The organism is Nocardia asiatica NBRC 100129 (genome assembly GCF_000308415.1).
Lineage (GTDB): Bacteria > Actinomycetota > Actinomycetes > Mycobacteriales > Mycobacteriaceae > Nocardia > Nocardia asiatica.
Window position 1 is genome coordinate 38,856 of record NZ_BAFS01000213.1, and the last position, 6,317, is coordinate 45,172.

At 68.1% G+C, this 6,317-nt stretch carries 7 protein-coding genes and 1 pseudogene; 4 read left to right on the forward strand and 4 right to left on the reverse strand.

The features are described from left to right. Nucleotides 1-51: 51 nt before the first annotated feature. Entirely contained in the window at nt 52-1,854 is a 1,803-nt protein-coding gene (gene acsA / locus ON27_RS21225) for an acetate--CoA ligase (protein WP_043730458.1), read from the reverse strand. Nucleotides 1,855-2,117: 263 nt separating this feature from the next. On the opposite strand from acsA, the gene ON27_RS21230 reads away from it, so the two are divergent. The 3 genes and pseudogenes from ON27_RS21230 to ON27_RS44840 form a co-directional block, all read left to right on the forward strand. Beyond that, the gene (locus ON27_RS21230) at nt 2,118-2,672 is read left to right on the forward strand and encodes a flavodoxin domain-containing protein (RefSeq protein WP_043730460.1); all 555 of its coding nucleotides are present in this window, start codon (nt 2,118-2,120) and stop codon (nt 2,670-2,672) included. Nucleotides 2,673-2,809: 137 nt separating this feature from the next. Further along, nucleotides 2,810-3,988 carry a site-2 protease family protein gene (locus ON27_RS21235; protein ID WP_043730505.1) on the forward strand — a complete coding sequence of 393 codons (1,179 nt, stop codon included), beginning with the start codon at nt 2,810-2,812 and terminating at the stop codon, nt 3,986-3,988. Beyond that, nucleotides 3,985-4,239: pseudogene (locus tag ON27_RS44840) on the forward strand (erythromycin esterase family protein); the annotation flags it as partial. The gene ON27_RS21235 and the pseudogene ON27_RS44840, both read left to right, overlap by 4 nt. 75 nt (nt 4,240-4,314) lie before the next feature. On the opposite strand, the gene ON27_RS21240 reads toward ON27_RS44840, so the two are convergent. The 3 genes from ON27_RS21240 to ON27_RS45405 are packed head-to-tail and all read right to left on the reverse strand — an operon-like array spanning nt 4,315 to nt 5,920. Beyond that, nucleotides 4,315-4,905 (reverse strand): hypothetical protein, encoded by a 591-nt coding sequence (locus ON27_RS21240; protein WP_043730463.1) that lies wholly within the window; start codon nt 4,903-4,905, stop codon nt 4,315-4,317. A gap of 30 nt (nt 4,906-4,935) precedes the next feature. Then, entirely contained in the window at nt 4,936-5,367 is a 432-nt protein-coding gene (locus tag ON27_RS45400; protein ID WP_083887711.1) for an alpha/beta hydrolase fold domain-containing protein, read from the reverse strand. After that, nucleotides 5,258-5,920 carry an alpha/beta hydrolase gene (locus tag ON27_RS45405; protein ID WP_308418023.1) on the reverse strand — a complete coding sequence of 221 codons (663 nt, stop codon included), beginning with the start codon at nt 5,918-5,920 and terminating at the stop codon, nt 5,258-5,260. The genes ON27_RS45400 and ON27_RS45405 overlap by 110 nt, the downstream gene beginning before the upstream one ends. A gap of 166 nt (nt 5,921-6,086) precedes the next feature. On the opposite strand from ON27_RS45405, the gene ON27_RS21250 reads away from it, so the two are divergent. Beyond that, nucleotides 6,087-6,317: Clp protease N-terminal domain-containing protein (locus ON27_RS21250; protein WP_043730465.1), on the forward strand; the 231-nt coding region annotated here is incomplete at its 3' end.

The following is a 6,317-nucleotide window of genomic DNA, read 5'->3' on the forward strand; positions in this document are numbered from 1 at the left end:
CGGTAGCCAGGGGGCGCCGATCACCGACATGGTCGGGCAGTCCGGTGGCGGTCACTGCGGGCCCTCCAGGGTCGACACGTCACCCTCGGGCAAGCCGAGCTCGCGGGCTTTCAGCAGCCGTCGCATCACTTTGCCGCTGCGGGTGTGCGGCAGACTCTCGGCGAACGCGATCTCCTTGGGCGCCACCGCGCCCAACGCCCGGCGGCCGAACGCCAGCAAATCGGCCCGAAGCCGCTCCGACGGAGCGTATTGCGGCCGTAATAGCACGAACGCCTTCACCAGCTCACCGGCCACCGGATCCGGTGTGCCGATCACGCCGACCTCCGCCACCGCCGGATGCGCCATCAGCGCGCTTTCCACTTCGAACGGCCCGACCAGGTGACCAGCCGACTTGATCACGTCGTCGGCGCGGCCGACGAACCAGTAATAGCCGTCGGCATCGCGGCGGGCCAAGTCGCCGGACAGATACCACCCGGCGGCGAATGCCCGCGCATACCTGTCGGGATCACCCCAGTAGCCGCGGAACATCGACGGCCAGTCCGCCCGTAGTGCCAGCTCACCGATTTCGTCGGTGTCAGCGACCCGAACGCCGCCGTCGACGACCGCCGCTCGGCCGTCCGGTCCGCGGCGCAGGATCGTGGCCTCGATGCCGGGCAACGGCCGTCCCATCGAGCCCGGCCGCACCTGCTCGGCGGCGAGATTGGCGATCATGATCGCGCCGGTCTCGGTCTGCCACCAGTTGTCGTGCACCGGCCGACCCAGCACTCGTTGTCCCCACACGACCACTTCGGGATTCAACGGTTCGCCCACGCTCGCGACGAATCGCAGCCGCGACAGGTCGGTGCCGTCGGGCAATGCGTCGCCTCGGCGCATCAGCATGCGCAGTGCGGTCGGCGCCGTGTACCACACCGAGACCTGTTCCGTGGTGAGGATGTGGTACCACCGTCGAGCGTCGAATTCCGCCTCGTCGCTGATCAGCGTGGCACCGAGGCTCAGCGGTGCGATCACCCCGTAGGACATTCCGGTTACCCAGCCCGGATCCGCGGTACACCAGAACACGTCGCCGGGCCGTAGATCAAGGGCGTAGCGGGCGGTGATCCGGTGTGCGAGAACCGCCCCATGCACGTGGACCGCGCCCTTCGGCTTTCCGGTGGTCCCACTGGTGAAATGCAGCAGTGCCGGGTCCTCGGGCCCGGTGCGCACGATCGGGAATTCGGCCTCGGCGGCCACCATGGCGAGAGACAAGTCGATGGTGTCGTCCACCGGCTCGGCGTCCGGGTCGGCGTCGGTGACGAGCACATGCCGCAGCGACGGCAACCCGTCGCGGATCGGGGCGACCTTACGCCGATAGAGGTCCGTCGTGGTGATCAGGGTGGTGGCCTCGGCAATGGCGAGTCGCTGCCGCACCGGCTCCGGCCCGAAGGCCGAGAACAGGGGCAGGACCACGCAGCCGGCCTTCCACGTGCCGAGCGCGGCGATATACAGTTCGGACGTCCGGCCCAGCAGAACGCACACTCGTTCGCCCGGGCGCACACCCAGCCCGTGCAGTACCCCTGCGAATCGGTTGCTCAGGGTGGCGAGATCGGCGTAGGTCAGGATGGAGCGCTCGCCCGAAGCGCTCAGCGCTCGCAGGGCGGTGGCATCGGCCAGCGGGGTGGTGAGGTGACGATCGACCGCCTCGTAGGCGATGTTCACTCCCCCGCCGGGCAGCCCCGACAAGTCGAAACGCGCCGCTGTCCAGTCGAATGCCTGGCACGACGTCCGATAGTCGCTCAGATTCGCACCGGCACGCTCGGACGGGGACTTCTCGATCGGTTCCCAGCGCGTCGGCACACCGTGGCTCACAGTTCTCATTTCTGCCTCCGCAGTCCAGTCAACGACGGAGACCCCACCAGCCGGGAGGGCGCAAAGACCATCCCCAATAGTGACCTCCGTCGTCTCCCTGGCGATGACGGTCGGTACCCACCATGACGGACCTTCGCCCTGTGCAGCGCCAACCCGCCCCACAAGACGGCCTACGGCGGAGCCGAGCAGCGGAACCGGCGGTGACCATGGTCCCGCCAGCCCGGGCATGAGGCCTCTCACCGAGCGGGACGCGCGCGAGGAGGCTTCTCGATATGAATCAGGAAAAGCCCCGCATCGCGATCGTCTACGCGACCGCACAGGGATCGACCCGCGATATCGCCGAGTTCATCAGCGACGAACTGGCGGGCCGCGACGCGACAGTCGAACTCGCCGATATCGACCATGCCCCCGACTTGTCCCGCTTCGACACACTCGTCCTGGGTAGCGCCGTGCACAATATGGACTTTCTGCCCGCTGCCACCGACTACATGCGCACCCACCGTGACGAGCTCTCCCGCCGCGACGTCTGGCTGTTCAGTGTGGGACTCGGCCCGGCCCTGCGCGGGCCGATCGGCCGCCGCGTCGGCCGCATCGTACCGAAGAAGATCGCTACCCTGCGCGATTCCATCGCGGCACACGACTACCGCGCGTTCGCAGGACGTTACGAACGCACGGGCATCTCCCTGCGCGCCCGTATCCTCTACCGGCTTATGGGCGGCGGCCACTACGGGGACCTGCGCGACTGGGCGGCGGTCCGCGCGTGGACGGACACCATCGCCCAGAGTCTGCGGCTGCCGCAGCCCCGCTCCACAACGATCCACCCGTGAAGGCTCACCCATGGGCTACCACCGCGACCCCCTCGCACCCGCGGTCCGCACAGCACAGAATCGACCCGCTCACCGGAAAAGTGTCTCGTGATCATTCGAGACCGGACTACCACTACGACGCGGGACGGAATGGCGTGATGGGTCGAACACTTCCGCTCGGCCGGATCTCCGGCATCCGGCTCGGCGCACACTGGTCGGCTCTGGTCACGGTCGGACTGTTCACTTGGATCCTGGGCTCTTACCTGACCGGCACGGCCACGACGGCCGTAGTGTGGGCGACAGCGGTCATCGGTGCCGTCATGCTGTGTGCGGCGCTACTGGCACATGAGCTCGCACATTCGCTCATCGCCCGACGCAACGGGGTTCGGGTCGAACGGATCGTGCTGTGGCTGCTCGGTGGTGTTTCCGAATTGACCGACGAGCCGCGGGAGGCGCGGGCCGATCTGCGCATCGCATTGGCCGGACCGGTCACCAGCCTCGCGATCGCGCTCGTCGCGTTCGCCGGTGCCGCTGCCAGTGCGGCGGCGGACCCGGACGGGCCGATCACCGCTGTCCTGGTATGGCTGGCTGTCATGAATGCGGTGCTGGGGTTGTTCAACCTGCTCCCCGGCGCCCCTCTCGATGGTGGCCGCGTGTTGCGCGCCGCGATCTGGTGGCGCACCGGCGACCGGTTGCGGGCGGCGACCTGGGCCGCGCGGAGCGGACAGGTCCTCGGCACCGTTCTGCTCATGCTCGGTCTCGCCGAGTTGATCCTGTTCGGACATCTCGGCGGTGTGTGGCTGATGTTGCTCGGCTGGTTCCTGCAGTCCGCGGCATTCGCCGAACTCACTGTTGCCGGACTACGACATCGGCTGGGCGACAGCAAGGTCCGGGACGTGATGACCGCCCGTCCGGTGGCGATTCCGGCAGCATGGTCGATCTCCGAGCTGCTGCACTCGAACGCGGTGGCCACCGGCCATCGGGTCTTCCCGGTCGTCGACGACGCCGGTCATCCGACCGCTGTCGTGGCCTGGTCCGATCTGGCCGCGGTCGCCGAACCCGCACGCGCCACCACCACGGTGGGCCGCGCTGCCCGCGCGCTACCCACCGGTGCGATCGCCCGGGAAGACGAGCCGCTCAGCGATGTCGCGTCCCGGGCGGTGCTACGGCCCAACTTGGACGCCGTCGCCGTCATCGACGCCGACGGCAGGCTCACCGGGCTGATCACCTCGACCGATCTGGTCCTCGCCTGTGATCGCTCCGCCCTCGGCCTGCCGCTGCGAATCGGTGAGCGCCCGCGTCTTCCGTCGGCCATCTACGAAGGAAGGACGCCATGACATCCGCACCGGTCATCCGGGACGAACCGCGGCCGATCTTCCGCGACCGTCGCGTGCCGGCGGGGCTGCTCGAGCACTACCGAGGCGATCCGGACGCGATCGTGCTCGGCCTCGCTCGCGGCGGCGTGTCCGTCGCCTGGGAAATCGCCGCCGCACTCGGCGCACTGCTGGACACACTCATCGTGCGGAAGCTCGGCGTTCCCGGGAGTCCGGAGTTCGCACTTGGGGAGTCGTCGGCCGGGCCGCGAATCGACCGCCGTCGCGCACGCCCGCCGCGGATGCCATTTCCGGAAACTTCATCGGTGCGGTTCAACCGCATCCTCGATTCATGGTTCCCGACCGCGTTCTCCCACCTTCGGCAGATACTTCAGCCAGTCGATTCGGGCGAACAGGACGACGGCGGCGAGAAGCGCGATCTGGATCGCTATTCCGAAAGGTGAAGTGAGCGAATCGAGGAATGTGTCGCCGAGTTCTCGCTCTGCGACGGTGGTCGCCGCGACATAGAACGAATAACTGACGAGTCTGCCCGCGATGTGCGCGAGGGTTATCGGGAGCAATCGCACGCCCATCAGCCCGGCCGCTTCGAACATCTGCGCGGACGGCAACGGTGACACCACGAATACGGCGAGTCCGGCGAGAGAACGCCCGGTGTGGCCGGTGACATACCGGTTGGCGGCCTCGAGAGAGGCCTTGCGGTGGTCGCCGAGATGGTCGCGCACACGGTTGGTGACGACCGCCAGCAGGTAGCGACCGGCTCCTGAGGAGAAGGCACCGAGGATGACCACGGCGACCGGCTCCAGGTGCCAATTCAACCCGAGGAGCGCCACAACCAGCGCGCCGGGCGGACCGAACGCGGGCATGAGGTTCACCGCGAAAACCGTCGCGATGAACGCCAGGTAGTACAGCGCCGGATTCATGGTGCTCCGGTTCCGTCCGGCGCCTGCGAATCAGCCTTCATCGCACCTTCTCTGCCCTGTGTGCCCGCGCTTGTCGAGTACATCAGGCGTATGCGGACCCGGCCAGAGAAAAAGGTCACCCGACGTCGCTACCGTTCGACTCCGCCGAGCGTGAATCGGCCGAGCTAGCGTGGCCGTGGCCTGCCCGAATCCCGCGCAGCCAGCCACGTTGTCATCGCATCGCGCGAGTCGGAATCCGTTGAGTTGGGCACGATCGAGGTATCCGTGCCAGGAATGCGGCACAACCGTGTACGACACCGGCACACCGGCGGCGAGTTCGGCGGCGAAGCGCTCTCCCGAGGCGCGAAGAGTGTCATGGTCGGCGTCGAGCATCAGAGCGGGCGGCAAGCCGCTCACGTCCCGGCCGCCGGGGAACGCGCCACTGTTCAGAAGGTCCTCGTCGCCGACGTAGTTGCGGTTCATCCGGTGGACGGCGGGCGGGGACAACTGCCGGTACCCGGCCAGCCCGCGCACGGCCACGCGCACCGACTCCGGCAGCGGCGGCGTGGAAGATGCCGTAGCAGAGCAGCAGTCCGGCCACACCGGGTAGCCGCTGTGCGGCCGTGACGGCGAGGCAGGCGCCCGCGCTGGCGCCGCCGACCACGATCGCGCCGCATTCGGCCGCCAGCGCGCATCCCGCGTCGACCACGTCGTCCAGCCCGGCGGGATAGTGGTTGACCGTGGAGGAGCGGCTCCAGGGAAAGCGGGGCGCGAGCCGGTAGTCGACTGTGCGCACCCTGCGCCCGGATTCCGCCAATCGCAGTGCGACGAGGTGGGATTCGGCCTGATCCAGGTTCCCCCACACGAATCCGCCGCCGTGCAACCACAGCACGGCTGAGGCACCCGCACGCGACTGTTCCGGGAAGTAGTCTCGGGCGGGTATCTCCCCTTGCTTGCCTCGAAGTGTCAGATCGTGGGTACGGACCCGCGTTGCATCTCTGTCGCCCCGCGTGGACGACGAATCGTGACGTTCCATGATGGCGGCCCTGCCTGGCGAGAACACTGCAGCCGGCAGCTTACTCACTCCCGATCCGCCGACCCAGTTCTCGCCCGGCCCGGTGCGTCGTCAGTGGCGTTGGTCGCCGGTTTCCGCGACCGAATGCTCTTTTCGACCATCGCGTTCCGCGAATAGTAATGTGGGCATGGACTCGTTCAATCCCACCACCAAGACCCAGGCGGCTCTGACGGCTGCTCTGCAGGCGGCGTCCGCGGCGGGTAATCCGGAGATTCGTCCGGGGCACTTGCTGGTGGCGTTGCTGGATCAGACCGATGGTATCGCCGCGCCTTTGCTCAAGGCCGTCGGAACGGACCCGGCGGTCGTGCGGCGCGAGGCCCAGGACATCGTGGACCGGTTGCCCCGGGCGACCGGCGCG

Excerpts from the sequence above, each read along its gene's own strand:
- acsA (WP_043730458.1), bottom strand. The coding sequence starts at position 1,854 with ATGAGAACTGTGAGCCACGGTGTGCCGACGCGCTGGGAACCGATCGAG.
- ON27_RS21230 (WP_043730460.1), top strand. The coding sequence starts at position 2,118 with ATGAATCAGGAAAAGCCCCGCATCGCGATCGTCTACGCGACCGCACAG.
- ON27_RS21235 (WP_043730505.1), top strand. The coding sequence starts at position 2,810 with ATGGGTCGAACACTTCCGCTCGGCCGGATCTCCGGCATCCGGCTCGGC.
- ON27_RS21240 (WP_043730463.1), bottom strand. The coding sequence starts at position 4,905 with ATGAATCCGGCGCTGTACTACCTGGCGTTCATCGCGACGGTTTTCGCG.
- ON27_RS45400 (WP_083887711.1), bottom strand. The coding sequence starts at position 5,367 with ATGAACCGCAACTACGTCGGCGACGAGGACCTTCTGAACAGTGGCGCG.
- ON27_RS45405 (WP_308418023.1), bottom strand. The coding sequence starts at position 5,920 with ATGGAACGTCACGATTCGTCGTCCACGCGGGGCGACAGAGATGCAACG.